At 65.3% G+C, this 26,424-nt stretch carries 23 protein-coding genes, 1 pseudogene and 1 other annotated feature; of the genes and pseudogenes, 12 read left to right on the plus strand and 12 right to left on the minus strand.

Going from position 1 to position 26,424, the window contains the following annotated elements:
• A partial coding sequence (locus JOE48_RS00005) for a DUF6894 family protein (RefSeq protein WP_245252658.1) occupies positions 1-277 on the plus strand: 277 nt, incomplete at its 5' end.
• Between the two features lie 87 nt (positions 278-364).
• Here JOE48_RS00005 and JOE48_RS00010 read toward each other — a convergent pair.
• A protein-coding gene (locus JOE48_RS00010) for an IS630 family transposase (RefSeq protein WP_409518543.1) occupies positions 365-1,347 on the minus strand; the annotation gives its coding sequence in 2 pieces (ribosomal slippage) (positions 365-990 and positions 990-1,347; 984 coding nt in all).
• A gap of 59 nt (positions 1,348-1,406) precedes the next feature.
• Here JOE48_RS00010 and JOE48_RS00015 point away from each other — a divergent pair.
• Positions 1,407-2,606 carry an IS256 family transposase gene (locus JOE48_RS00015; protein WP_210025717.1) on the plus strand — a complete coding sequence of 400 codons (1,200 nt, stop codon included), beginning with the start codon at positions 1,407-1,409 and terminating at the stop codon, positions 2,604-2,606.
• A 57-nt stretch (positions 2,607-2,663) separates the two neighbouring features.
• Here the strand turns inward: JOE48_RS00015 and JOE48_RS00020 are convergent.
• The 4 genes and pseudogenes from JOE48_RS00020 to JOE48_RS00035 all read right to left on the minus strand — a co-directional run.
• Positions 2,664-2,762, minus strand: a pseudogene (locus JOE48_RS00020) (IS630 family transposase); the annotation flags it as partial.
• A gap of 848 nt (positions 2,763-3,610) precedes the next feature.
• Positions 3,611-3,808 (minus strand): hypothetical protein, encoded by a 198-nt coding sequence (locus JOE48_RS00025; protein WP_210025719.1) that lies wholly within the window; start codon positions 3,806-3,808, stop codon positions 3,611-3,613.
• A 194-nt stretch (positions 3,809-4,002) separates the two neighbouring features.
• A complete protein-coding gene (locus JOE48_RS00030) occupies positions 4,003-4,260 on the minus strand; it encodes a DUF6894 family protein (protein ID WP_210025721.1) in 258 nt (85 codons plus the stop codon).
• A 111-nt stretch (positions 4,261-4,371) separates the two neighbouring features.
• On the minus strand, positions 4,372-5,145 hold the full coding sequence (locus JOE48_RS00035) for an alpha/beta fold hydrolase (protein WP_312893400.1): 774 nt from the start codon (positions 5,143-5,145) through the stop codon (positions 4,372-4,374).
• An 873-nt stretch (positions 5,146-6,018) separates the two neighbouring features.
• Between JOE48_RS00035 and JOE48_RS00040 the strand changes: the two genes are divergently transcribed.
• Both JOE48_RS00040 and JOE48_RS00045 read left to right on the plus strand, forming a co-directional pair.
• Positions 6,019-7,247, plus strand: a protein-coding gene (locus tag JOE48_RS00040) for an IS3 family transposase (RefSeq protein ID WP_245252660.1) whose coding sequence is annotated in 2 segments (ribosomal slippage) — positions 6,019-6,355 and positions 6,355-7,247 — 1,230 coding nt in all. Because the reading frame shifts where the segments join, the coding sequence is not laid out codon by codon here.
• Positions 7,248-7,508: 261 nt separating this feature from the next.
• On the plus strand, positions 7,509-7,784 hold the full coding sequence (locus JOE48_RS00045) for a DUF6894 family protein (protein WP_210025723.1): 276 nt from the start codon (positions 7,509-7,511) through the stop codon (positions 7,782-7,784).
• A gap of 53 nt (positions 7,785-7,837) precedes the next feature.
• Here the strand turns inward: JOE48_RS00045 and JOE48_RS00050 are convergent, their stop codons facing one another.
• The 4 genes from JOE48_RS00050 to istA all read right to left on the minus strand — a co-directional run bounded on the left by JOE48_RS00050 (position 7,838) and on the right by istA (position 11,528).
• The gene (locus JOE48_RS00050) at positions 7,838-8,095 is read right to left on the minus strand and encodes a DUF6894 family protein (RefSeq protein WP_210025724.1); all 258 of its coding nucleotides are present in this window, start codon (positions 8,093-8,095) and stop codon (positions 7,838-7,840) included.
• On the minus strand, positions 8,095-8,808 hold the full coding sequence (locus JOE48_RS00055) for a Crp/Fnr family transcriptional regulator (protein ID WP_210025727.1): 714 nt from the start codon (positions 8,806-8,808) through the stop codon (positions 8,095-8,097). Before JOE48_RS00055 ends, JOE48_RS00050 begins: the two co-directional genes overlap by 1 nt.
• Positions 8,809-9,189: 381 nt before the next feature.
• The gene (istB, locus tag JOE48_RS00060) at positions 9,190-10,032 is read right to left on the minus strand and encodes an IS21-like element helper ATPase IstB (protein ID WP_210025729.1); all 843 of its coding nucleotides are present in this window, start codon (positions 10,030-10,032) and stop codon (positions 9,190-9,192) included.
• Entirely contained in the window at positions 10,029-11,528 is a 1,500-nt protein-coding gene (gene istA / locus JOE48_RS00065) for an IS21 family transposase (RefSeq protein WP_210025731.1), read from the minus strand. The genes istB and istA overlap by 4 nt, the downstream gene beginning before the upstream one ends.
• Before the next feature lie 166 nt (positions 11,529-11,694).
• Between istA and JOE48_RS00070 the strand changes: the two genes are divergently transcribed.
• Positions 11,695-12,438: a Crp/Fnr family transcriptional regulator gene (locus JOE48_RS00070; RefSeq protein WP_210025733.1), complete on the plus strand. Its 744-nt coding sequence runs from the start codon at positions 11,695-11,697 to the stop codon at positions 12,436-12,438.
• Between the two features lie 201 nt (positions 12,439-12,639).
• Positions 12,640-13,868, plus strand: a protein-coding gene (locus tag JOE48_RS00075; protein ID WP_210025736.1) for an IS3 family transposase whose coding sequence is annotated in 2 segments (ribosomal slippage) — positions 12,640-12,928 and positions 12,928-13,868 — 1,230 coding nt in all. Because the reading frame shifts where the segments join, the coding sequence is not laid out codon by codon here.
• Positions 12,921-13,037 (plus strand) — a sequence feature (AL1L pseudoknot). (Overlaps the previous gene by 117 nt.)
• Positions 13,869-14,581: 713 nt before the next feature.
• Here JOE48_RS00075 and JOE48_RS00080 read toward each other — a convergent pair.
• On the minus strand, positions 14,582-17,350 hold the full coding sequence (locus tag JOE48_RS00080; protein WP_210025738.1) for a hypothetical protein: 2,769 nt from the start codon (positions 17,348-17,350) through the stop codon (positions 14,582-14,584).
• Positions 17,351-18,179: 829 nt separating this feature from the next.
• Here JOE48_RS00080 and JOE48_RS00085 point away from each other — a divergent pair.
• On the plus strand, positions 18,180-19,526 hold the full coding sequence (locus tag JOE48_RS00085) for a peptidoglycan-binding protein (RefSeq protein ID WP_210025740.1): 1,347 nt from the start codon (positions 18,180-18,182) through the stop codon (positions 19,524-19,526).
• A gap of 205 nt (positions 19,527-19,731) precedes the next feature.
• Here JOE48_RS00085 and JOE48_RS00090 read toward each other — a convergent pair whose 3' ends face one another.
• Both JOE48_RS00090 and JOE48_RS00095 read right to left on the minus strand, forming a co-directional pair.
• Positions 19,732-20,619 carry an MBL fold metallo-hydrolase gene (locus JOE48_RS00090; RefSeq protein ID WP_210025742.1) on the minus strand — a complete coding sequence of 296 codons (888 nt, stop codon included), beginning with the start codon at positions 20,617-20,619 and terminating at the stop codon, positions 19,732-19,734.
• An 83-nt stretch (positions 20,620-20,702) separates the two neighbouring features.
• The gene (locus tag JOE48_RS00095; protein WP_210025744.1) at positions 20,703-21,611 is read right to left on the minus strand and encodes a LysR substrate-binding domain-containing protein; all 909 of its coding nucleotides are present in this window, start codon (positions 21,609-21,611) and stop codon (positions 20,703-20,705) included.
• 144 nt (positions 21,612-21,755) lie between these two features.
• On the opposite strand from JOE48_RS00095, the gene JOE48_RS00100 reads away from it, so the two are divergent.
• From JOE48_RS00100 to JOE48_RS00120, 5 genes are read left to right on the plus strand one after another with little or no spacing between them, the layout of a single operon-like run.
• Positions 21,756-22,583: an ABC transporter ATP-binding protein gene (locus tag JOE48_RS00100; protein WP_210035480.1), complete on the plus strand. Its 828-nt coding sequence runs from the start codon at positions 21,756-21,758 to the stop codon at positions 22,581-22,583.
• The gene (locus JOE48_RS00105; RefSeq protein ID WP_210025746.1) at positions 22,580-23,317 is read left to right on the plus strand and encodes an ABC transporter ATP-binding protein; all 738 of its coding nucleotides are present in this window, start codon (positions 22,580-22,582) and stop codon (positions 23,315-23,317) included. The genes JOE48_RS00100 and JOE48_RS00105 overlap by 4 nt, the downstream gene beginning before the upstream one ends.
• Positions 23,314-24,177: a branched-chain amino acid ABC transporter permease gene (locus tag JOE48_RS00110; protein WP_210025748.1), complete on the plus strand. Its 864-nt coding sequence runs from the start codon at positions 23,314-23,316 to the stop codon at positions 24,175-24,177. The genes JOE48_RS00105 and JOE48_RS00110 overlap by 4 nt, the downstream gene beginning before the upstream one ends.
• Positions 24,174-25,136 (plus strand): branched-chain amino acid ABC transporter permease, encoded by a 963-nt coding sequence (locus JOE48_RS00115; RefSeq protein ID WP_210025750.1) that lies wholly within the window; start codon positions 24,174-24,176, stop codon positions 25,134-25,136. Before JOE48_RS00110 ends, JOE48_RS00115 begins: the two co-directional genes overlap by 4 nt.
• Before the next feature lie 4 nt (positions 25,137-25,140).
• Entirely contained in the window at positions 25,141-26,364 is a 1,224-nt protein-coding gene (locus JOE48_RS00120; RefSeq protein WP_210025752.1) for an ABC transporter substrate-binding protein, read from the plus strand.
• Positions 26,365-26,424 lie beyond the last annotated feature (60 nt).

Below are 26,424 nucleotides of genomic sequence, written 5' to 3' on the forward strand. Positions count from 1 at the left end.
GATTGGCAGTCTAAGGGGATTAATGCTTAAGCGGTTCTTTTTCGACGTCGATAACGGAGAGACGACGATCCGGGACGACGAAGGCGTCGAGGCCGAGAGCCTGGAACAAGCACTCGCTGATGCCCGAAGCGTCATCAACGAGATTGCGGATGAGCTAGATGCCACCGACATCGACAATCCCTGGACGCTGGTGGTGCGGGATGAGACTGGATTGGCAGTCGCGCACGTGCCAATCGGCGTGTTCTCCAGCTCGCACGTGCCGCCGCGCCAAGACTGAGCGAACGCCGTCACGCCTGCCCGCTGTTGGCCCCCATCGCGAAGGCTCAGCCATTTGATGGGCTGTCGGCATTAGAGCTGTTCCCGGTCAGGTAGCGACGGCCAAGTCGTTCTCGTAGCCGGCTGCGGCGAGGTAATTGCGGCACTCCTGCGGGGTGAAGTACGAGAATGCCTGACGGATCGCTGCCCAGAGATCCGGGATCGTGCGAGCGGCCGCGCTGCGCAACAGCGCCTTCAACTTTGCGAAAGCCTGTTCGATCGGGTTGAAATCAGGGCTGTAGGACGGGAGGTAGAGCAGCCGCGCTCCTGCGGCCTCGATCGCCTCACGCACGCCGGCGACCTTGTGGGCTGGCAGGTTATCCATGACGACGATGTCGCCGGGCTGCAGCACCGAGACCAAAGTCTCGGTGACATAGCTGCAAAAGCGCTTGCCGTTCGTGGGGCCGTCCAACAGCGCGGTCGCGCACAGCCCGCACGTGCGCAGTGCGGCGGTGATGGTCGTTGTTTTGTAGTGGCCAAACGGAGTTGCGAGCCGGCAGCGCTCGCCGCGCGGGGCCCAGCCAGAGCGCCGCGCCATGTTGGTGGCAGCCGACGTCTCGTCCAGGAACACCAGCCGGTCCGGATCGAGCTCGGGCTGCGCCTCAAACCACGCCTCGCGCGCCGCTTTTACGTCTTCACGCTCCTGCTCAGCTGCGTACGTCGCCCCCTTTTCCAGGTGATCGCGTGCCGCTGGAAGAAGCGCGACAAGCTGCTCGTGCTGGTCTGGACGCCCTGCTCAGCCAGTCGGTCGCGCAACTCGCGCAGGAAGAGACGCGGCTCCTGCTTGGAGGTTGCCAGGATCAGCGCGGCATGCGCCTCAATGCGCTTCGAGGTGTGATCGCCGCCCATCGGCTTGGGCGCGACATGGCCCTCTTGGTGCGAGCGCTGCGACCAGCGGCTGGCGCTCGACACGCTGACCCCGAAACGAGCGGTCGTGTCCCTGATGGTGGTGTAGCTCGGCGGTAGCGAAGAGGCCCGTCCGCGCGCCTTCCACAGGGCTGTGGCGGGCGGGGCTCCTCGCGGGGTGGTCATCGGCGGTTGCCGGGTAGGGTCGGGTTGCGAGCGCCAACCCCGAACCCGAGAGACCCCCGATGACCGACGAGATGATGGCCCTGCGCGGGCTGATGGAGAAGAGCGCCGACACCGATCTGCTGCGCGAGATGATCGGCTTTGCGGCCGAACGCCTGATGGAACTGGAGGTGGGCGGCCTGACCGGGGCCGCCCATGGCGAGAAGAGCGCAGAGCGGTTGGTCCAGCGCAACGGCTACCGTGACCGGGATTGGCAGACGCGGGCCGGCACGGTGGAGTTGCGCATTCCGAAGCTGCGCAAGGGCAGCTACTTTCCGGGCTTCCTGGAGCCGCGCCGCATGGCCGAGAAGGCGCTCACGGCTGTGATCCAGGAGGCCTACATCCAGGGCATCTCAACCCGCTCGGTCGATGACCTCGTCCAGGCGATGGGCGGCACAGGCGTGTCGAAGAGCCAGGTCAGCCGGCTCTGCCAGGAGATCGACGAGCGGGTCGGCGCGTTCCTCGATCGGCCGCTCGAGGGCGAGTGGCCGTATCTCTGGATCGATGCGACTTACGTGAAGGTGCGCCAGGACGGCCGCATCGTCTCTGTCGCCGTGATCGTGGCGGTGGGCGTGAACACCGACGGCCGGCGCGAGGTGCTGGGCATGGATGTCGGTCCCTCCGAGGCCGAGACGTTCTGGACGGACTTTCTCCGCAAGCTGGCGCGCCGGGGGCTGCGCGGGGTCAAACTGGTGATCTCGGACGCCCACGAGGGCATCAAGGCGTCGGTGGCCAAGGTGATGAACGCGACCTGGCAGCGTTGCCGCGTCCACTTCATGCGCAACGTTCTCGCCCATGCCGGACGCAGCGGGCGGCGTGTCGTGTCCGCCTTCATCGCCACGGCATTTGCCCAGGATGACGCCGAGGCGGCCCGTCAGCAGTGGCGGCGCGTGGCTGATCAGCTCCGGCCGAAGGTCCCCAAGCTCGCCGCCCTGATGGACGAGGCCGAGCCGGACGTGCTGGCCTACATGGGCTTCCCCACTCAGCATCGGGTCAAGCTGCACTCCACGAACCCGCTGGAACGCCTCAACGGTGAGATCAAACGCCGGACCGAGGTGGTCGGCATCTTCCCCAACGAGGCGGCCATCACCCGCCTCGTGGGCGCGATCCTGCTGGAACAGAACGACGAGTGGGCCGTCCAGCGCTCCCGCTACATCACCCTGGAAAGCATCGCCCCGATCGGCGATGATCCCCTCGTCAGCCTGCCCACCCTGGCAGCCTGATCAATCCGGCCCAAACCGGTGATCGTGGTGGCCACGCCGAAGCTACACCACGCCAGGGGACACAACCAAACGAGCTGCCGCTCGGTGGCACGAGGCACCTGACGCCACGGCAGCCACGACACGCTCGCGTAAGTCGACGGACAGAGGTGAAGGCATCGGCAGGCTCCCCCACCTCTCAACGCGCCACCCGCTAACCCGTCGCCATCAGCCCGGGACCGGCTCTAGTGCAGTTCAGAGCGCCGAGGCTTTGATCCCGGATCAAGCTGCGCGATTATCAACGTACCGACTCGCTTAGCTGCTTCCGAAGTACGGAACATGGCCTCCGACCGATCAGCCGCAAGCCAGGTATCTGAAGAGTAGATCGCCCACGACCAGGGCTTTGAGCCCCTTCCACAAAGCTCGGCCTCCACACGCCAGCAAGGTTGGAGGTGTCGGACGAGTTTGGTGCTGTGACGTTCAGCGTGCTGCGTATCCAGCAGCGTTACGCTATCAGAGCCATTGAATTGGAAATAGGACATGCGATCCTCCTGCCGATATAAGGCGGGAGCACACTTCTCTCTCAGCCACCGATGCCCGAGGGTCACGATCAGTGATGTGCCAATCTATCAGAGAGCACGAGGGTTAGCGAGCGCCTATCCTGGATCCGCCTTCGCCATCTGCCGCCCGTGGTTCTGCACGACGGCGCGGAACAGGTTGCCGGTGGCTGAGGTCGTGACCCGCGCGCCGGCGGTTTCCTGCGGGGATGCGCTACGCCTACTTAAGAGCTTGCGGATGCCGCGACGACACTCCCTTGTAGTGCCTTGGGATCAGCGGGCAGCCGTCATGGATGCGCCGGTGCGACAGAGTCACAGATCCCTGCCCGCTATAGACGCCTTGGATCGTCACACGGCCATGGCAGGCTGGACAACGCTTAAGAGCGTCCCGGTGGAGGACCCTCGCCTCGTCGAGGCCAAGGGTGAGCCAAGCGCCTTCCACTACCACTTCGCAGGATTGGGTTTGCGGCTTCATTTTGCCACGTCCCGCACGATGATCTGCGCTCTGGCCCAGGCTGCCCGGGCCTTCTGCGCCGCGGCTAGTTCGGCGAACGCCCGGGCTGCGCCGGTCGCCTCCATCGCAAGCATCTTTTCCGATAGGATCACCGCTGCCGTTGCAGCGGTTTCTGCAGCGATGGCCGAGGCTACGGTCGGGTGATGCTGCGGCATGGCGTTGGCTCGGTTGCGGCCGAAATCCGAGCCTCCGAGATCATGGTTACCAGATCGTTAATGGTCCCCACAAAGAAGCCTCACCGGCGGACCGGGCGGGCCTTTCCAGATCCGAGAAATAAGGAGCAAGCAAGCCGGATCCGGACCGCATCTTAGCAATTGCTAGCCCGAAAGCTTCGACAGATCGAAATTGATTATTTTGACCTGTTGAGTGACTCAATGGCTGGCGACGGTGTCACAAAGAAATCAAGCCTGAATAGTATCAGCTCAGTCCCGTCCGTGACTTCCATTCGCCATTCCTGACCAAGGCTCTCTAACCTTGCGCCTTCCTCAAGAAGCACGCCTGCATACCGGATCGCCTCTCGTCGCGCGAACATCGTGTCCGGCAACTCGACACCCTTTTTGTCGAGTAGGACGACGCCATCATAGACGTTGAAGTGATAGCGAGGCATGTGTGTTCCCAGCCGTTGCAAGGCGGGAGCACGCGTCTCTCTCAGTCACCGGCGCCCCGATATCGTGGCCGGCAATGAACTACCTTACCAGACGAGGCACTAGCGCACAAACTAAGTCCCAGGGCCTCGTGTGTGGGAGTGCAAAGGCCCCTGAAAGCCAGTACGCGCGTACTCAGTCGCGTAGAAGGCGAGTTCCCGGTCGGTGAGCCATGCACAGCCGGCACCGCCGTCCTCCGGCGCTTCGGGCGCCACCGTCGCGGGCATGCTTCGGCCGAGATCCATGATGTAGTAGGTCGGCATCTCCGAGAGCGCCTCGGCCATCCAGCCGGCCAGCGGATGCGGCTGATTGCCCGGCGAGTCTGCGCTCTTATGATGGAAGTAGGCGCGCAGGAACGCGGCAACCTGGGTCGGGCTGCCATCCATGTCGGGCGCCGCAGCCGGGGAGGCGAAGTAGCGGTGGTAGTGCTCGCGCGGGCGCGGCAGCCCAGTTAAAGCAGCGTGGATCGGATCCTGCGCGGGCGGCCGCAGGCTCTCCGCTAGGGTCTCAAGGTTGGGCGCCCCGGCGAACGGTGCGCTCATCAGGACGATCGACCCGAACACGTCGGGCCGAGCCAGGGCACAGAAGCCCGCGACCCACGAACCGAAGTCGTGCCCGATCACCGCCGCGACCCGTTCGCGCTCCAGTGCCCCGAGTAAGCAGAGCAAGTCGAGGAGGAGGTTGTGCATGCGGAAGGGCGCGAGGTCGGCTTCGTAGGCGACCGGCTCCGCGGCAGTGCGCCCGTAGCCGCGCAGATCCGGGGCGACGACGTGGTAGCCAGCATGCGCGAGGGCGGGCATCACCTTTCGCCAGGAGTAGGCCAGCTCTGGGAAGCCGTGAAGCAGCAGGAGGCAAGGTCAGTCCGGGTCCTCGTGCCCGGCTTCCAGCAGGTGCATTCGCAGGCCGTTCACACCCTCAATGAAACTCGGACGAATGCCCGTGGGGAGAACGGCGTCGTCGAGGGGCGGCAGGTTCGGTGCGTTCATTTCCAACCTACTGCACGCCGTCTCCCCCTATCGAGGTCGGGCGTCAGCCCTTGCGCGCGCGAGGCCATTGTCCGTCCACGTCCGAAACGAGCCGGTACAAGCCGCTAAACAATGTGGGCCAAAATGTGCGGCCGCGGGCGCGGCCGTATTGATTTATGAAATGATTTCAGTGATTTGTGCCACTTAAGTGGCGGAGACGGAGGGATTCGCCGCCGCAAACCCGAAGCCATTGCAGATATTGAGCTTTTGGATGCTCCAATGCGGAGCTTCGTAGCAGTGTCTCGGGGCACCCGTCAAATACGCGAACCGGTCTCGGGTGCAGAGCCGAGATGATGTCGAACGTGCAGGGCTCGCGGTTGGACCGAAATTGCGACCCATCGTGATCTGGCGGGCCAAGCACACGCCGGAAACCGTGGTTGCCTCACTGCCGATAAGCCGACATTCGGCTATGCGCCCATCTCGGCCGCTCAGCCGACTTTCGCGGTTTCTCCGAAGCAGACGCTGCAGCTCAGCTTGTAGGTCACAGTTGCTTCAACAGCTGACTTCGGGCCGATAGGCGCTGAACCGCCGCTCCCGACCCTTTTCTGAAGTTCAGAAGGTCCGCTTGCGGGCCTCCTGATCCAGTTCTGTGACCGATCCCGACTGGACGCGGCTCGGCTGCTTGGAGTGGCCCCCAATTCGACCGGACACCGGGCGTAGCCGTGCGGGCCTAGGCGGAAGCCTAGGCGTGCGCCCATGCCGAACGACACGCAGCGGATCGAGATCATCACCGGGCGCGAGCGCCGCAGGCGCTACACCGCCCACGAGAAGGTGCGCTTCGTCGAGGAGACGATGCAGCCCGGAATGACCGTCTCGGCGGTGGCGCGGATCCACGGCCTCTCACCGAGCCTTCTATTCGGGTGGAGGCGTCGCATGGCCGAGGGCGGACAGGTGGCGGTGCAAGCCGACGACGAGGTAGTCGCTGCTAGCCGGATGCGCGAGTTGGAAGCTCGCGTGCGCGATCTGGAGCGGCTGCTCGGACGCAAGACGCTGGAGGTCGAGGTGCTCAAGGAGGCGCTGGCCGCTGCACGGGTAAAAAAAGCCGCGTGGCCGCTGCCGTCGCCGCCCGCGGGCTCTTCCCGATGAAGGTCGTGGCGGACGTGCTCGGCGTGGCCCGCTCCAACCTCGTCGAGCAGATACGGAGTGGGTCGCGGTCGCGCGGTCCCTATCGTCGTGCCGACGACGAGGCCGTCCTGATCGCCATCCGCGCCATCACGGACGTGCGGCCGACCTACGGCTATCGGCGAGTGACGGCGATCCTGAACCGGACGCGGCGCGCTACTGGCGAGCCCGCCCTGAACCACAAGCGGGTGTTCCGCCTGATGAAGCGGGACAGCCTGCTCCTCCAGCGCCACACGGGCGGGCGACCCGTGCGCGCCCACGAGGGCCGTGTGATCGCCGCGGCCTCGAACCAGCGCTGGTCCTCGGATGGGCTGGAGATCGGCTGCTGGAACGGCGAGGCGGTGCGGGTAGCCTTCGCCATCGACACCCATGATCGCGAGGTGATCGCCTGGGTGGCCTCGACGGGCGGGGTCACCGGCCAGATGGTGCGGGATCTCATGCTGACCTGCGTGGAGGCGCGCTTCGGCAGCCTTTGCGCGACCCATCCCGTGCAGTGGCTGGCCGATAACGGCTCTGCCTTTACGGCCGCCGAGACCCTGTCCTTCGCGGCAGCCCTAAACCTCGTGCCCTGCCTCACGCCGGTGCGCTCGCCCGAGAGCAACGGAGTGAGCGAGGCGTTCGTCAAAACGCTCAAGCGCGACTATGCCCGCGTCCAGCCCCGGCCCGACGCCAACACGGTCCTGGCGCGGATCGGCGCCTGGATCACCGACTACAACGAACACCATCCCCACCGTGGGCTCGGCATGCGCTCGCCGCGCGAGTTCATCCGTGCTCAGATGCAACCAGCCCCGTGTCCGGTTTGATGGGGGCAACTCCAGGCTGGCAGAAGCGGATGTGCGTACAGCCGAGTTCTCCACAGATCGTGAACCTCCTGCGGGGAGAGCCTGCGGGCTTATCTGTCTCGCCCCCGGGGAAGGTCCGCGTCAGGTGGAAGTCAGATCGTCCCACGAGAACCTCCGAACGTCGGTTCACGCCTCGACGCGGTACAGGCGTGCGCTTTCAGACAGCAACACATTGTGCCTTCAGCCGCTTTACCTCTCCGAATTGGTGTACGTGAGGCAGATGTGGCTCGGTACTACTTCGACATCTACGATGGCGAGGCGCTTCGCCGAGACCCGGAGGGCGATGTGTGCGACAGTCCTGAAGCCGTCCGGCATGAGGCCATGTACGCCTTGTCCTTTCTCGCCAAGGAGGCGATCCCCCGCACGGCGAGCGACACGCAAGCCTTCACGGTGCTGGTCCGCGACGAGACCAACACGACCGTCTACACAGCGTCCCTGACGTTTGCCGGGCTGTGGGTGGGCGATGTCCCGATCCCTGAGCCGGACCTCGACGACTGAGGCTCAGCCACAGCGGGCATGGCGAGCACCGGGGCGGACCTAGCGATCCCCGCTCAGCCCAGTTCGTCTTCGGGCACGGTATCGCTGAACGGCACCGTGAGCACGGGTTCGCCAGTCTCATCCATGATCTCGAACGAGCAGTCCATCCAATCGCGGATCAGCGGCAGGCGATCTTGCACGATCATGGCTCGTGCCTCGAACAAGGCATGCTCACGCGCCGCGTTCACGTCGGCGAGGTCATCGCCTTCCGAGTCCACGGCGAGACCCATGGGTCCGGGACGATGCCGGATGTTAAAGAAGTAGCGCGGCATCACGCGCCCTCGATCAGGCGGGCGTACTCGGCCTCGGGCAGGCCGTAGCTGTCGTCGGCCAGTGCCGTCAGCGCCTCCCGGTCCAGGATCGTGATGCGGCCACGCCGGGCCCGGATCAACTGTTGCCCCTCCAGCGCCTGTACCGCCAGGGTGGTGCTGGGTCGGCGCACGCCGAGCATGATCGAGATGAACTCGTGGGTGATCTGCAGGTCGTCGCCGTCCAGCCGGTCCTGGCACATCACCAGCCAGCGGGCGAGGCGCACGTCGAGGGTGTAGGAGGCGTTCGCCAAGGCAGTCTGGGCCGCCTGAACGAACTGCACCTGGATATAGCGCAGCAGCAACCTGTTCAGGCTGACGCTTTCACTGGCAGCGTCACATAGGGCAACGGGCTCGATCCGCAGCATCTCGCCGGGGCTCTGGACGAAGCACGCGTGGGGCGTGCGATCCGAGCCCAGCAGCACGGGTATCGCGCCAACCAGCCCTTCACGCCCGACGATGCCGACCTCGACTTGGATGCCAGTGCCCGAGGTGGTGATCGAGCCGAACCCGGATTCGGGGAAGTACAGCTGCTGCACCGGCTCGTGCGGCTTGATCAGCGACTGCCGCAGTTCGGTCGAGACCAGCTCCAGGTGCGGCTGGATCAGCGAGAAGTCGTTGGGCGACATCGCCTTCAGCAGGCGATTGCGGATGGCGGATTGCTGAGGCTGAGACACGGCTCCGCTCCCGGTCAGGGCAAGAGCACACGCGGTCTCTCAAGCGCCAACGACCCGAAAACGGTGCAGGCGATCAGCTAAGTATCTGCGCTCGACCGAGCGATAGCAAAGAAAATCGTTCGCGAAAGACTCTGGTTCCTTGGAAGGTTCGATCCATTACCGAACGCCTCGGCCTTCCAGAAAGTTGATCTGTGTCTACGTCAATCGGCTACACCGGTTTATCTTCGGGCTCCATCATCGGCTAATCCGATCCAGGCGTGTAAAGGGCGGACCAATTCCAGGCCGCCGTGTCGGAGCAAAATCAGGCCACTGGCAACGTGCAGCTCGAACGAAGAAGGGGCCCGATCGGGCCCCTTCTTCGTTCGTCGCCGATCGTAAGGGTCAGGCCGGCGGGATCTCGCCCGTCTCGGGGTCGTGAGGATCGGCGGTGGCCTGGTTTTGCTCCGCCCCTTCGGCCCGGCCGCGCCGGCTGCGGGAAGTTTTGAGGCGGTAGCTGTTGCCGTTCAGGCTCAGGATGCTGACGTGGTGGGTCAGCCGGTCGAGCAGCGCGCCCGTGAGCCGTTCCGAGCCCAGAACTGACGTCCAGTCCTCAAACGGGAGGTTCGAGGTCACCACGGTCGAGCCACGCTCGTAGCGCTGCGAGAAGACCTCAAACAGCAACTCCGCCCCCGTCGACGACAGCGGCACGTAGCCGAGTTCGTCGACGATCAGGAGCTTGACCGCGGCTAGTTCGCGCTGAAGCCGGAGCAGACGACGCTCGTCGCGCGCCTCCAGGAGTTGGTTGACCAGCGAGGCCGCGGTGGTGAACGTGACCGAGAAGCCCTTCTGGCAAGCCGCCAAGCCGAGAGCCAAGGCGATGTGGGTCTTGCCAGTGCCCGAGTTGCCAAGTGCGATGACGTTCTCCCGGCCGAGGATGTAGCCACAGCGGGCCAGTTCCAGCACGAGCATCTTGTTCAGGCTCGGGATCGCGGCAAAGTCGAACGTGTCGAGGCTCTTCACCGCCGGGAAGCGCGCCGCCCGGATGCGGCGCTCGACCATGCGCCGCTCACGGTCGATCAGCTCCAGTTCAACCAGCCGCAACAGGTAGCGCGAGTGGTCCAGGCCGCTCTGAGCGCACTCGCGGGCAACCTTGTCGTACTCGCGCAGCACCGTGGGCAGCTTGAGCTGCTTGAGGTGGTGAGCCAGCAGGACGCCCGGCGTGGTCTCGTCGCGCGCCAGGCTCATGCGGCCACCTCCGGCACCAGCACGGCATAGTCGGCAGCCACGGTGGTCCGCACCGTGGTTCTGGGCAGGTGCGGATAGGCTGCCAGGTCGAGCCGGGGCGGTCGGTGCTCGAGTCGGGCCAGCGCAATCAGCTTGACCGCATCGAAGCCGATCGCCCCGAGCCGGATCGCCTCCGCGACGGCTGCGGCCACCACGTCCTTGGGCATCGCCTCCATCAGGCGCAGCACCTGGATGAACTCGCGCTTGCCCCGGTTGCCCATGCGCGCCTCCAGGAGATGGCGCAGGTGCTGGAACGCCTCGGGCAGATCCCAGTCCTGGAGGGCCGCCGCTTGGTCGAGGGCGTTCGGCTTGGTCTCGATCAGCGCGAGGTAGTGCAGCGGCTCGGAGACGAACACGCCGGTGCCGTAGCTGCGTTCGTGCCGGGCGATCTCGATCCCGCCGCACAGGATCACGACCTCGTCGACGAAGCCCTTCACCAGCACGTCCCGGAAGCCGTAGGCGGTGGGCACCGAGTAGTCGTTGCCGTGATAGCGCACCAGCGCGGTCGAGGAGACACGACCAGCCCGCTTCTCGCACGGCTCCAGCGGGACCGCCGGCAGGGCGCGCAGGACCGCACGGTCGGCCACGAGCCGCGTACCGATGAGCTCGGCAGACCGACCGGCACACTCATCCTGCCGGACTCGGCAGCGTCGCTCCAGATCAGCGTTCAGCGCCTCGAACGAAGCTGCCTCCGGAGCCGGGGTCATGAAGTTGGACCGGGCGAACTTGACCAGCCCTTCGACTTTGCCCTTGTCGTTGCCCCTGCCCGGACGGCCGAAGCGGTCGCGGAACAGGTAGTGGCTCACCAACTCGGTGAAGGCGCGCGTGCGCTCGCGCTGCCCGTCACCGCAGATCTTGGCGACCGCGATCTTCGTGTTGTCGTACAGGATCGACAGCGGCACGCCCGTGAAGAAGGCGAAGGCGGCGACGTGCCCGTCGAGGAACGCCTCGGTGGTCTCCCGCGGATATGCCTTCACGAAGCAGGCGTCGGAGTGCGGCAGGTCCATGCAGAAGAAATGGATCTTGCGACGCACGCCGCCGATCGTGGCCACCGCCTCGCCGAAGTCAACCTGGGCATGGCCAGGCGGGTGGGCCAGCGGCACGAAGGTCTCCCGCCCCTGCGATCGGCAGATCCGCACGTGGTCCTTCACCACCGTGTAGCCGCCGGCATAGCCGTGCTCGTCGCGTAAACGCTCGAAGATCCGCTTGGCCGTGTGCCGCTGCTTGATCGGCGCGCTTCGGTCCGTTTCCAGGATGGCCGTGATCACCGGCAGAAGAGGCCCAAGCTTCGGCTTCTCGACCGGCTTCGAGCGCGTATAGCCCGGCGGCAGGGAGAACCGGCACATCTTGGCGATCGTCTCTCGGCTCAGCCCGAACACTCGAGCCGCCTCACGCCGAGAGTTGCCCTCGATAAACACGAACTGCCGAACGGCCGCGTAGACTTCCACGGCAAACATCCCCAGCTCCTCTCGAAAGAGAAGCTTCTCCACTGGCCGGCTTTTACGCCGCCCGCATCAGCACGACGCCGACGCTCCAGTGGATGGTTTTGTCACCGCCCTACACACAGGCGCCGATGGCTGGGAGAGACGTGCGCTTCCGCCTGCATCGCAAGGCGCAAACGCCATGTCCCTCGCTCCCGATCTGCACGCCACGACCCTGCTCATCCGCAAGCTGGAGAACATCGCCACCCTCACGGATGAGCAGCGGCAGGCCCTCGAGAGCCTGCCGGTGAGGACCCACGTCCTCAATACCCGGCAGGACATCGTGCGCGACGGCGACAAGCCCACGCACTGCTGCCTCGTCCTCGACGGCTGGGCCTGCCGCTACAAGCTGCTCAACCAGGGCAAGCGGCAGATCCTGTCGTTCCACATCGCGGGCGACATCCCGGATCTGCTGAGCCTGCACGTCCCCACCATGGACCACACCCTCGCCACGGTGACGAACGCGACGGTGGCGTTCATCCCGCACGAGAGCCTACGGGCCCTCGTCGCGCACCATCCCCGTCTCGCATCGCTGCTGTGGCGCGACACGCTGATCGACGCGGCGATCTTCCGCGAGTGGATGACCGGCATGGGGCGGCGCTCCGCCTTCGAGCGGATCGGTCACCTGTTCTGCGAGATGTACGTGAAGCTCGAAGCGGTGGGGCTGGCCGGTGATCACCGCTGCCCGCTGCCGCTCACCCAAGTCGATCTCGCCGACGCGCTGGGCCTCACGCCCGTGCACGTCAACCGCGTGCTTCAGGAGATGCGTCGCCAGACGCTGCTCACGCTGCGCAGCCGCACGCTGCAGATCGAAGCCTGGGACGAGCTTTCGGCGGCCGCTGAGTTCGACCCCGGGTACCTGCAGTTGGAGGCGCGAGCGGCTTGATGAGCCTTCGCTGACAGCCGGTCCATGTCGCCACCGGCAGCCCCGATACCGCAGGCCAGCTCACTTTCGCGGACAGCTTCCTCGTGGCGGGGCTGATGGTCAGAAGCTGACGCCTGGTACCCGAGGCAAAGCCTGCTTGCACGCCGTCCGGTGAACTGCCCCGGGATTTTCGGAGGCTCCAACTCTTGAGAGGATGGAGCCATGACGAAGCGCAGCACACCCTTTTCGCCTGAGGTCCGCGAACGCGCGGTCCGGATGGTGTTCGACCACCAGGGCGAGCACGGCTCGCAATATGGGGCGATCCGCTCGATCGCAGCCAAGATCGGCTGCTCGGGCGAGACGCTGCGGAACTGGGTCCGGCAAGCCGAGCGGGACCAGGGCCAGCGACCCGGACCAACGACGGACGAGCGCGAGCGGATCAAAGCACTGGAGCGCGAGAACCGCGAGCTTCGGCAGGCCAACGAGATCCTGAGGAAGGCGTCGGCCTATTTTGCGATGGCGGAGCTCGACCGCCGGTCGCGGACATGATCGCCTTCGTCGACGATCACCGGGAGGCCTACGGGGTCGAGCCGATCTGCCGCGTGCTGCCGATCGCCCCGTCAACCTATCACGCCCATGCCGCGCGGCGGGCCGATCCCGGCAAGCTGCCGGCTCGGGCTCGTTCGGACGCGGCGCTAATGGTCGAGATCCGGCGCGTGTTCGAGGAGAACTTCCACGTCTACGGGGTGCGGAAGGTCTGGCGGCAACTCGGTCGAGAAGGGATCGCGGTTGCCCGCTGTACGGTCGCCCGGCTGATGCGGGTCATGGGGCTGCAGGGCATCGTGCGGGGCAAGAAGGTTCGCACCACTATCCCGGACCCGGCCGCGGCCTGCCCGCTCGACCGGGTGAACCGCCAGTTCAAGGCGCCGCGTCCCAACGCCTTGTGGGTCAGCGACTTCACCTACGTCGCGACCTGGGCCGGCTTCATCTACGTCGCGTTCGTGATCGACGCCTATGCCCGGCGCATCGTCGGTTGGCGGGTCTCCCGCACGGCTCACGCCGCCTTCGTGCTCGATGCTCTTGAGCAGGCTCTGCACGAACGTCGTCCCCCCTGGGGCGGCGGGCTCGTGCACCATAGCGACAGGGGCTCGCAATACCTCGCCCTGCGCTACACGGAGCGGCTGGCGGAGGCGGGGGTCGAGCCCTCGGTTGGCAGCGTCGGGGACAGCTACGACAACGCCCTGGCCGAGACGATCAACGGTCTGTTCAAAGCCGAGGTGATCCATCGCCGTGGGCCGTGGCGATCCCTCGAGGCCGTCGAGTTCGCCACTCTCGAATGGGTCGATTGGTTCAACACCCGCCGCTTGCTCGAACCTATCGGCAACGTGCCTCCCGCCGAGGCTGAGGCGCGCTACTTTGCTCGGGCCGAGGTACAAGCCTTGGCCGCCTGACCCAAACCGAACAGCCTCCGGGAAATCCGGAGCGGTTCACGATCGAGCTGACCGAGCCTCGGCATCGCCCGCTGCGAGGCTTGGAGCGGCAAGAGGTCCGTCGTGACCACGCCGGCCTTCGAATAGCGAAAGCCGTCCCGCCAAGTCTTCCGGGCGATGTACAAGGCAGCCATCACCAGTACCCGGGGGTGTCTGTCGTTGCTGGCCTCGGCCATCCCGAGCAAATTCTCGCGGTTGTGCTTGGCGTTTGCGGCCAGGTCCGCTTCTGGGGATGACCGATGCCGAGCTGAATGGCTGGAATGGGCGCGAAGCCGAAGGTCCGCTTCTTGGCGCGGTGCGAAGCTTCGCTTGGCGCGGCTGGCCAAGCGGCATTTCAATCGCACTGAGCGGGGTGTCTGATCCGCGCCTCCAGTGTCCCGCGTTCGCTTGGCCGCGCGTCTTGGCGGCCGCTTGAGCGTTCGACAATCACCCTTCATGGCAGCTACCCTGCCACTGCGTTCAGTCCTGGGACCGGCGCAAATCGGGGTGATCGCCGCCTATGCGCTCACGAGACCCGTCATCATCCTGCGCCCTCAAACCAGTGGGGCGGCGATGGCGCGCCTGGGGCGCCTCACAATCCGCGGCGTTTTCGGCTTCATCCGGCCGGACGGATCGAGACGTTGAGTGTACGAAGCTGGCGGTGCGACTTCATCGACATGCCTCACAGCAGGCTACTATTCGTAAGCGTGGCGATTGATCTCGCGATCGAGATAAGTCGCCCATTCCGAGAGTGTCGTGAGCTGCGAGCCGAACATCCGGCTGACTTGGTGAAAGCCGAGGGCGCGGTAGCTCTCGAACTGGCTCTCGGAAAACCATTGGTTGGCGGTGCTTTCGTGCGGGAAAGCGGGGCTGGTCGCCCCATAAGCGCGAACTTCGGCGGGTATGTCTTCAAGGAAGCTTGGCTTGATGTAGATCAGCGAGGCCGGGTCAAGCGCGCCCGGATATGTGATCGTGCCCTGGGCGTAGCCGAGAGCCCCGGCTCGCTTCCCCTCGCGCTCGATGGCCGCGCGGGAGACAATGCGCATGTCGCCCATTTGGATCTTCGCGAGGCCATCGACCTCCGCCTTCCGAATGACGTTGCCGAGGTCGAAGAACGTGCATTTCTCGTCTTGGCCGGCATCGATCACCACGATGCGGGCGCACCGCCTTCGCAGCATCTCGTACAAGCCAAGATTGTCGAAGTGGCCGCCATCCGACAGGTAAATCGCCTGCCGGACATCCGTGCTGCGGCCGCCGAGCTCGCTCAGAAGCGCGAGCACGGAGTTCCTGGGCTTGGCCAGTCTGAGGTCCTCCCGCCGCGCGACGGCGGGATTGGGGAGCCAGGCGCCGAGGCGGACGTTGAACAGCGTCATCAGGAATGCGATTAGGCGCGAGGAATGGTAGCCCCAGTTCGGGCTGACCGCCGCGCCCGAGATTGTCAGCAGCCCGCCGAGCAGCGGCCCCTTGCCGGCGCTCACCCTGTCGCTGCCGGTCTCCATGCCGGCAAAATCCGTGGTCCGGATGTAGGCCCCGCGCGGGCCATCCGGCCGCTGAGCGTCGCGCCCGCCATGCGCGCGATCAAGGATCGCCGAGCCGCAGGCGAACGGGGTCGCGGTGAACGAGGCAGCCTTTCGCTCCGCCCATTCGGTACGCAGGATGTCGGTCAGGTTCAGGGTCATGTTGACGACGGGCAGAAGCCGTCGCTCCGTCCCGAGTTCGGCGATGCGCGGGCTGTCGTCCTCGTCGAAATCCGTGAAGGGATCGGCATCGCGGCGCGTGCGTGCGGAGCCCAGAAATCCGCGGGTCAGGCGGTTCCGATAGACTCCGTGCATCGAGAACCGGTTGACGTTGACGCCGCCGAACAACCGGATAGCGCCGGCAAGGACGCCCGCCACCATGAGATTGAGGATTAGGATCATCCCATAGGGATTGATCGCGCAACGGCCAGCCGGGTCCGAGTGGTCATACGCCGCGCGGGGCAGAAGGCAGTCACCCCACCAATCGTGGGCGGAGCCGAGAAGGCGTCCCAAGCACCATCCCAGCAGCGCGAACAGGCTGATCCCGAAGATAGCTGCCATCGCGCTCAGGCCGACCATCAGGAGGTCGTCCATTCGCCCTTTTGCGGCCAGCGTCTGTGTCCGGGCGAACACCTGCTTGCCCAGGACGGCTGCGGCCGGACCGGTGCCGAGGGCACTCAGTGCGCTGAAAAGGGCCGGGATCTGCGCGTCATCGCGGCCGAGGGCGACCGCCGACACGATCAGGCAGCACAGGCACAGGGATGTCCAGCCCACGGCGGCGAGCAGCAATTGCCCATCGATCCGCGCCACCCACTCCCGATCGAGGTCGGCTCGCTCGGCGCTCCTGCGGAAGCCCATGAAGACGACACCCTGGAGGAGGTGAGCGACGATCAGGATCGGCGGCCCGAGGACGGTCAGAGCCTGCGAGACCTGAGCCTGCCCGGCATCGAAGGCCGCGATGTCGTCGCCCACGAGCCAAGTGACGGTCAATGCGGTGCATGTAACGATGATCGCAGCCGAGACGAGGCTGCTGACGAGCCACGCTCCCATGTTCTTCTCGTACAGCCACTGGCCTGGATGACCCTGCGCCTTCTGCCACGCCATCCCACAGAGATACCCGACGGCCTGCACGACGAAGTACCAGAAGCCGAGGCTGTAGAGACGCAGGGTCGAGACCGGCAGCCCGTGCTCGAAGAGCGCGCGGAAGGTGAAGGGCAGGGCCAAACTCCACAGGCAGGTCGGTGTGAGGATCCAGCCCGCGATGAAGGCCGGCGAAGCGTACGCCGTCACGCCGGCGAGGCGCGGCCGGTGGCTCGGCAGCATGCGGCAGGCATTGAAGGTCGCCACAAGGAGGGCCGCGCTGCCCACACTCAAGGGAAGCCAGAGCGTGCTCCGGCTTGCAGCCTCGAGCGCCGTCCGGTAGGTGAGCAGCGCCAGAGGGATGAACAGCAGCAGCGGGAAGATGATGAGCCAGTTCAGGATCGTGTTCCTGACGTAGAGGACGATGCCGGCCCAGGTGTCCCGCGACAGAAGTCCGACCTCCGGAGTCAGATAGTTCGTGTACCGCCTCAGCTTGGCAAAAACCTCCTTGCCTGATCTGGCGAGGCGACGTTCCGCCTCCGCAATCCCGCCGCATTCTAGGATGAACGTCTGCAACCAGCCGCCGGCGAAGCCGCCTCCGGAGACCGTCGATAGGTAGTGGAACTCGCCGAGCATGCGCCGGGCGGCCAGAGCCTGCACCGCACCGAGGCAGAAGGTGGCGCTCCGGATTCCGCCGCCAGAGAGGCAGAGCGCGGAGAGCCGGGCTTGGTCTGCCCGCGCCTCCCAAGGCCTCACATCGCCGGGCGGACGCGCTCCACAGAAGTGATCGAGTTCCTCCTGGAGCATTTGCTCCGTGTCCAGAACCCAGGCCGCGTTGCGCGTCGTCACGGCCGGCAGACCAGGCACGGCTCCCGGTCCTTGTCGTGACGCGCTGTCTTGCGCCGAACCCGCCCCCACTTCCGCGGAGAGTGCGCTGGCATCGCCGGTCGTTCCGAGATCCGCGTCCATCGTGCCCCCGATCATGCCCGGCGGTCTCGTCGCGCCTTGCGCCCAGCTACAGAATTTCCAAGACAGTGCAGACTAATTTGATCCTCAATAAGTTCAGATATTAGCATGTTTGTATTATTTTTGCTTCGGCATTCAGTAATATCATGAGTTATTGAAAACAATATTGTAGGCAAGCTAGGTTTTAATTGAATCAATATTTTGTTATATTAAATCATAAATTCAGATCAATGGGCATCACAGATTATATTACGGGAATCGATAATGCCGACGTTGTTCCAAAATTCCAGATTTGGATCATCATCCATTTGAAGGACGCGTCCGGCTGAGCCGGCGCTTACTTGAGTCGCGCAGAGATGTGGTCGGCGTCCGTTTCCGGCCAAGCGGATGGCATGAAACCCATGACACCACCGCGATGCGTTTCAAGATCGCAGGGGTCGTCACTCACAGTGGCGATCGCGCTTTTGGCGCAGTTCGAGTCTCGGCGGACTCACAACCTGCAATCCGGGCCTGCTGATGCTTCGGCTCGAGGCGCCGCGAGCGCCTCGGGAAATACGCGGCCGCCACCAAGCTCGCAAAGATCGTTCGCTACATCCTCTTTCTGCGCAGCCGGCGGCGCCGTCGAGTACGACGGTACTCCGCTGTCCACCGCGCGCATGGTTTCCCTGCGCAGGCACCGCCTCACCAAGACTCGGCCCCGTCCTCTCACAGCAATGCCTGGAGCACCGACATGGCGTCGTTCAAGGATTACCGGGACGAGTACGAGCGGATCTGGGGATCACTCCAAGTCCGCCCGGAAAGGGCGGAAGCGGTGCGCAAGGTGGCGCAGCGGCTCGCCGCCGGTAAGGCACGCTACCAGGAGGTTGAAACGCGCGTCGGCGTGCCCTGGTGGTTCATCGGGCTCTGCCACTATCGGGAATCGTCGTTCAACTTCGATACCTATCTCGGCAATGGGCAGCCGCTCGACCGGCGGACTACCATCGTCCCGAAGGGGCGCGGCCCCTTCACCGGTCCGGGTGCCTTCACGGACGGGGCCATCGACGCGCTGCGTCTTGAGGGCTTGGTCGGCGTGAGTGACTGGAGTGTCGCGCGGGTCCTGTATCGACTCGAGGGCTTCAACGGCTACGGCTACCACGCCAAAGGCGTGAATTCCCCCTATCTGTGGGGCGGCTCGACCGCCTATGGGCCGCCGAACGCGCGCAGCGGCAAGTTCGTGCGCGATCATGTCTTCGACCCGAACGCGGTCGATACCCAGATCGGCACCGCCGTGATCCTGAAGGCGCTCCTCGAGCTCGACCCGAGCATTGAGATCGCCGCGCCGCTCACCGCCGACGTTGATCCGCCGCGTCAGCCGGACGATGAACTCGCCGAAAGCACGCTGTGGATCCAGCAGACCCTCAACCGTCTCGGCGTGACGCCCCGCCTCGTCGAGGATGGGCGGAACGGTCGTCGGACCATGGCTGCCGTGGCACAGTTTCAGGCCCAGCGCGGCCTCGACGACACCGGCGTCGCGGACGTCCGCACCGTCGCTGCCCTTCAGGAGGCCCTGCGGCCGTCGGCGCCGGACACCGAAGTGTTGACGCGCCTCGACGCGCTGGAGCGGCACGTCGCCGTGAGCGCCGCTGTGACACCGCAAGCCATGCCGGCGCAGCCGATGATCCTGACGCCCGCGACCGTCGCGCCGTCCGTCGACCTGGCGGCACGGGTCGAAGAGCTGTTCCACGACCTGCGCCGGCAGATTGACGGGGCGCGGATCGCAGCGGGGCCACCGGTTCCGGGGACAGCGCCGAACCCGATCCCGGGGGCGCCCCTCGGGCAGGTCAATGGCGCGCTTGGGCAGACGATCGGGCAACTGCTCGACGGTAAGAAGTCTGCCCTCGGCATCATCGGAGCTGTGGTGACGCAGATCTTAGCGCAGGTGCCGCCGACGACGGGCCTCGGCCAGGTTCTCACGCAGATCACCCCGGCTTTCGGGCTCAGCCCCTACACGATGCCAATCTTCCTCGGCCTCACCGCCTGGGGCCTGCTCGGCAAGCTTGAGAAATGGGCCAGCGTCGCCGCCAAGCCGGCTGCGTAGCATGCGCTGTTCTGAGACGTCAGGACGACGCGTGTCGCGTTCGCGGGCGAGGCGGCATGGCGGACGGCTGGCCATGGGCACGCAGCGACCGACCAGATCTGGCCGAAAGCAGAACGGCAGCTTTCGATTTGGTGTCGCGGCAAAACTGACGCTGATGACAACCAGAAAAACGACTGCACAATGCTCAAAACGTGTCAGACGCCCTTCATTTATTCTGGATACCTGCCTTGTCGAATGCGACGTGGCCTCCGAAGCATACGACACGATTCTGCTGCTGTTTGACGAAGGTAGGATCCAGCCGGAACGAGCCACTCTCAGTCCAGATCGAACCCGCCCGGCCATTTACCCATTCGTCAGGTGGCAAGAGCGTCGAGCCGATGGTCGTCACGTCCCAGATGCCGTAGTGATGCGGGACGATGATCCGCGCGTTAAGTTTCGCGGCGACGGCGTCGGCCTGCGCGTAGCTTAGGACATGCTGCGAGCCGTCTACTGGAAGGAGTAGGACGTCGATTGCTCCGAGCTGCTTCCATATATGATCCGGCGGATCCGGGCGGTTGTCACCCCAGTGCAGGATGCGCAGGCCCGCCACTTGGATGATTAGGAGGCAGTTGTCGAATGACCGCCAGTTGTCCGGCGGCGTGGTTTTCACCGCGGTGAGCCGCCGCGTCATCTCCGCCCAGTCGTAGGCGTTGTGTGTGCTGTCAGAGACGTGCTTGTCGGCGATCCCAGTGACTCGTACATCAGCGAATGTGTAGGAGCCGATCAAACGGTCCAGAATCGTGTGCGCGCTCACCTGATGGACACCGTCGTGGTCGAAATGTGCGTGCGTGGAGAGGGCGACGTCCACGGAGATGTGCGGGAAATCGTAGAGATACCAGTTCAATTTCCCCCATGGTGGATTGCGCCACGGATCGATTAACAGGGTGAGGCCGGACGGAGCGGTGATCCTGAAGGCAGAGCCGCCAAAATAGCCGAGTTCGACATGGTTGTGGTGCGGCGAGGCGTCGCCAGCGCGCTCCTGCAAGGCAATCATGTGGTTGTGATTTTCGGGCTGGCGCCAAGCCCAAAGCCCCTCTTTCGTCCTGTCTTGCATCACTATACTCCGTCGTCTCGGCGCTCCGCCCGATGCCCAGCTCTCTCGTGCCGAGCGCGTGCGGGGCTCACCAGCGCGCAGGGTCAGGCGGCGTCCGGCGCATTGGGACCTGAACCGACGCGTTCCCCGAGATCGCGGGCGATGTGCGAGGCGAGGTGATCGGCCGCCGAGGAGCGGCCGGGCCGGCGCTGCCACAGCATCAGGTCCACAACCGGCATCTGCGGCAGCCCGTCAGCACGGCCGAGTTGGCGTAGCCCGGCAACGTCGACGCTCTTCGCCAAGACGATCACGGCCGCGTCAGCGAGCGCCATGGCCTGGAGACCGGCGATGCTCTCCGAAACGCAGGCGATCCGCCATGCGATCCCCTTCCGATCGAGCGCGGCGAGCGCGTGGTCCCGGTAGAGGTTGCCTTCGGGAAGCATGGCGATCGGCATGGGATCGCGCCTGTGGGCCGTGCCCCCGTCCGCTCCAAGCCAGACCAAATGCTCCCGACGCAGTAGGGTGATGCTGGGGATGCGGGGATGCACGTCCGGCATCCGCGTGGCGAGCGCCACGTCGATGCTCCCCTCCTCCATCGCCTGCGCCACCTGCCGGCTGAGAGTACAGCGCACTGTCACCTCGACCGCCGGATAGGCGGCCTGAAACCGCGCTAGGGTCCGGGGCAGCAGGAAGGCGGCGTATAGGTCTGGGCATCCGAGCACGACCCGGCCCGAGACCGCATCGGACAGAAGGTGCGCGCGAGCCTCGTCGTGCAGGTCAAGGAGGCGGCGCGCGTAGGTCAGCAAGGTCTCGCCCTGCACGGTGAGCTTGGGGTGCCGCAAACCGGACTCGAAGATGGGACGCCCAACGATTTGCTCAAGCCGGTTCAGTTGGAGGCTGATCGCCGGCTGGGTTCTGTGCAGGCGCTGTGCGACCCGAGTGACGCTGCGCTCCTCCACCAACAGAACGAAGGTCTGTAGCAACGAGAGGTCTAGGATGTGCCGCTGTGTCATAAGCCGGACTTTGCTTCAGGCAAAACATTATAAATTTGAATGTTGCCGTGGTGAAGCGTAGATTTCGTGAAGCGCAGATTAAATTAGCATAGATAATGTGCACAATTTGATCTGATCGTGCGCAGATATGCGCGATGAGTGGGCATGTGGCTCGGTGATCCGCTTGCCGACGCACATCCGTTCCATTTGCACGGGGGCGCATCAGACGTGACGACGGTGGTCGAGATCCGGGAGATCAGGAAAGCGTTCGGCGGCGCCGCGGCGCTCGACGGCTGCTCTCTAGACATCGCAGCGGGCTGTGTGACTGGGATTATCGGCCCGAACGGTGCCGGCAAGACGACGCTGCTCAACGTGCTCTGCGGCCTCGTGCCTCCGGATTCTGGGCAGATCCGGTTCCGCGGCGTCCCGATCACCGGGCTGCCGTCGCACATCGTCGCGGCGCGCGGAGTCGTGCGCACCTTCCAAATCGTGCGCGATCTGGCGGGCCTTACCGTCCTTGAGACCCTGCTCCTCGCCCCCGGGGCCCAGATCGGCGAGACCATCATCGGCGCGTTGTTCCGCCGAGGCGCCGTCGAAACCCAGGAGCGTGCTCAAGCGGTCCGCGCACGCGGCCTGCTCGAACGAATTGGACTGTGGCGCCTCGCCGACGCCCCGGCCGGCTCCCTGTCCGGCGGACAGAAGAAGCTCCTGGAACTGGCGCGCGCATTGATGCTCGATCCAGCGGTCCTCTGCCTCGACGAGCCAGCCGCCGGCGTCTCGCCGCCGTTACTCAACGCGATCATCCGCCTGATCCGCGAGCTGCGCATGGCGGGCCTGACCATCATCGTCGTGGAGCACGACATGCACCTCATCCGCGAGGTCTGCGATCATATCCACGTCCTGGCGGAGGGGCGCCCTCTAGTATCTGGGACCTTTGCAGAAGTGACCGCGAATGCGCGCGTCGTCGACGCCTATCTCGGGCTGGCGGCGTGAGTGGTGCACCGGCCATTCCGGCCCTCGCGGTTCGCGGCCTGCGCGCTGGATACGGGCGCGGCGGCGACATCGTGCGCGGCATCGACCTCGATCAGCTACCCGAGACGATCCTGGCGGTGATCGGTCCCAACGGCTCCGGCAAATCGACCTTCGTGAAGACTCTCGCCGGACTCCTGCGGCCGCGCGAGGGCTCGATCAGTATCACCGGGCGCGACGTGACGGGATTGTCGGCGGCGCGCCGCGTGGTGGCCGGCGTCGCCTATGTGCCGCAGGAGAAGAACGTCTTCGCCACGCTCACCGTACGCGAGAACATGCAACTTGCCACCGAGTTCCTCCGCCGCCGGGCCGGAACTGGGCGCGAGCAGGAGGAGCGTGTCCTCACGCTGTTCCCCGAGCTGGCCGACCGCGGCCGCACGCTAGCCGGCAATCTCTCCGGCGGCCAACGGCAGATGGTCGCTTTCGCCTGCGCTCTACTCGCGAATCCCGAGGTCCTGCTCCTCGATGAGCCCTCCGCGGGTCTGTCGCCGCGCTTCGTCTCCGAGACGATGGAAGCCATTGTCCGGGTTCGGTCAGCCGGCACGACGATCGTCCTGGTCGAGCAGAACGTGCAGGCGGCCCTGTGCATCGCCGACGCGGTGATGGTGCTGGTCGCCGGGCGCAAGAGTCTGGAGGCGCCAGCCGGGCAAATCCGGCAGGCCGACCTCGCCGACCTGTTCTTCGCGAGGGCGGCATGATCGGCCAACTCCTGCTCAATGGAACGGTGAGCGGACTCCTCCTGGCTCTGCCGGCGCTTGCGGTCAGCCTGACCTTCGGCATCCTCAAGTTCCCAAATTTCGCAGTTGGCGGCAGCCTGACTCTCGGTGCTTACGCTGGATGGGTCTTCAATACGCAGTTGGGCTTCCAGATCGTGGGTGCCTCGCTCCTGGCAGCGGCCACCGTCGCCCTAGTCAGCGTCCTACTTGACGTGGCCGTGTTCGGTCGGCTGCGCGAGCAGGGCTCGATCGCTCTGATGGTCGCGTCGATGGGCGTCTCCCTCATCCTGGAGAACCTTTGTCGGTTCGGCTTCGGCAACGCGACGCGCAGCCTCGACGTCGACGTGGCGCGGCCCCTGCGTTGGGCGGGCCTGCGCATCAGCCACGAGCAGATCGTCACCGCGGCGGCGGTGCTTGGCTGCCTCGTCCTGCTTCACCTCGTGCTGCGTACGACGCCTTTGGGCCGCGCGATGCGCGCGGTGGCCGACAACCCGACGCTCGCCGCGGCGCGCGGCATCGAGCGCGAGGTGATCGTGCGGCTCACATGGGCGATCATCGGTCTCCTAACGGGGCTCGCCGGCGTCCTCGCCGCCATCGACCGCGCCGTCGAGCCGCTGGTCGGCTGGAGCTACCAGATCCCGGTTTTCGCCGCCGCGATCCTTGGGGGGCTCGGCAGCCCACTCGGAGCTGTCCTCGGTGCTCTCGCGGTAGGGCTGTCCGAGGAACTGGCGACCCTCGTGGTTCCGACGAGCTATCGCCAGGCAGTCAGCTTCGCGGTGATTCTCCTGCTTCTCCTCGTGCGCAGCCAGGGCCTTCTCGGTGCGCGGGCGGTACGCAAATGACGGCCTATCTCGTCACCATTCTCGTGATTGTCGCAATCGCGACTCTCGTCGGGCTTGCCTTGAATTTCCAGTGGGGCTGCGCCGGACTAGTCAATTTTGGCGTCGCTGGCTTTGTCGCCCTGGGGGCATACGCGACTGCGCTGCTGACGCCGGTGGTTGGCTGGTTTGCAGCGATGCTGGCGGCGGCGGCTTTGAGCGCGTTGCTCAGCGTCTTTCTCGCCTTATTGTCGATTCGCCTTGCCGACGACTATCTCGCCATCGTCACTTTGGGCTTCGGCGAGGCGGTGCGCCTCGTCCTGCTCAACGAGGGCTGGCTGACCGGGGGGGCGCTCGGCATCGCCGGCATACCGCGGCCCTTCGCCAGCCTGATCGCTCCGGAGCACGCGGACTTCGCTCTCCTCGGCTTCGCCGTGGCACTCGTAGGGATCGTCTACATCATTCTCGAGGCCCTGGTACGCTCGCCCTTCGGTCGGGTGCTGCGGGCCCTGCGCGACGACCCGGTAGTGGCGGCCTCCCTCGCCAAGCCCGTCCTGATCCTGCGGATCAAGGCTTTTGCGGTCGGCGGCGCGGTGATGGGTCTCGCAGGCGCCATGCACGCCTTTTACATGACCTACATCGATCCCTCGCAATTTACGGCGATCACGACCTCGTACGCCTTCATGGCGGTGATCGCGGGCGGGCGTGGCTCCAATACCGGCCTAATGATTGGTGCCGGGACAATCATGCTGCTCCTCGAAGGGACGCGTTTCCTCAAGGATCTCATCCCGGCGCTCGACGGAGCGCAGATTGCAGCCCTGCGTCTGGGCGGTGTCGGAGTCGGCATCGTGCTGCTCCTGCTGCTGCGGCCGCAGGGCCTCCTGCGCGAGCCGCAGCGCAAGGCTGCGTCTCTGCTCGCTGATCCCGAGCGCGCCGATGCGGCCGATCCGAGCCTGCCCGCCTCCCACCCCCAGGAGATCTGAGACCGTGGCTCTTCCTATCCTCAACCGTCGCCATCTCGTCGCTGGGCTGGGTCTCGCCCCCTTCGCGATCCGGTCCGTCGAAGGCGCTGCGGCGCAGGGGGCGGAGATCCCGCTCGGCTTCGTCATCCCCTTCACGGGCGCCACCGGCCCCTACGGCCCCGACATGAAGAAGGCGGCCGACCTCGCGACGAAGACCATCAATGATGCCGGCGGCATCCTCGGTGGCCGGAAGCTCAAGCTGTTCATCGAGGACGAGGAGACCAGTGCGACTGCGAGCGTCACAGCCACGCGCAAGCTGCTCGAGGTCGACCGGGTGGAGATGGTCGGCGGATTCTGGGGCAGCCCGCCAGCACTCGCTGCCAAGCCGCTGATCGTCGGCGCCAATAAGGTGCAGATGGTCTCGGCCGCCGCCCCCGCGATCACCGAGGGCGACACCAAAAACCTCGTCTACCGCTTCCAGGCGAAGAGCACGCAATGGGGCCCGGCCGGCGCCAAGATCCTCAAGGATCTCGGCGTGAAGAAGGTCGCCGTCCTCGCTCAGCAGAACCCGTTCATCGTGGCGATGGTCGAGCCGTTCAAGGCGGAGATGGCCAAACGCGACGGCACCGTTACCGATGTCGTGATGTACAACCCGGATCAGGCTTCCTACCGCGCCGAGGTTCAGAAGGCGTTCGGGCCGGAGCCCGAGGCAGTGTTCGTCCTCGCGCTCCTCACCGATATGGTGGCAATCGCCAAGGAGATTTATCGCGGCGGCTTTCGCTCCAAAGTACTAGCTCTCGGCACCGGAGCCGATGCTGATGGTGCCTTCCTGAAGAGTGTGAGCCCGGAGGTGGCCGAGGGCATCCATCACCTGCAGCCCGCCCCGCCGCTGAATTCCATCTCCTACAAGAAGTTCGTCAAGTCGATGGGCGCTCCCGACGGCACCGTCTTCCTGTTCGCGGGCAACATGTACGACCAAGTCTGCGTGACCGCTCTCGCTATGGAGCACGCCAAGAGCACTGAGGCACTGGTCTGGGCGAAGTCGATCCGGGCGGTCTGCAATCCGCCGGGCGATGAAGCCGACGATATAGCCGTGGCGCTCGAACGCGTCCGCCTCGGCCACGACATCAATTACATCGGTGCTGGGGCGACCTGCGATTTTAACGATCAAGGCGACCAGCTCAACCGCTCGTTCCTCCATCAAGTGATCGAGGGCGGGAAGAATCGGATCATCGACGTCGTCAGCTAATTCCGGACGTTAGACGACAAAGATCAAGTCGATCGGTCGACGGCTTGGACGGTTGTTCCC

Origin of the sequence: Methylobacterium sp. PvR107, assembly GCF_017833295.1 — a bacterium.
In the GTDB taxonomy this organism is placed as follows: domain Bacteria; phylum Pseudomonadota; class Alphaproteobacteria; order Rhizobiales; family Beijerinckiaceae; genus Methylobacterium.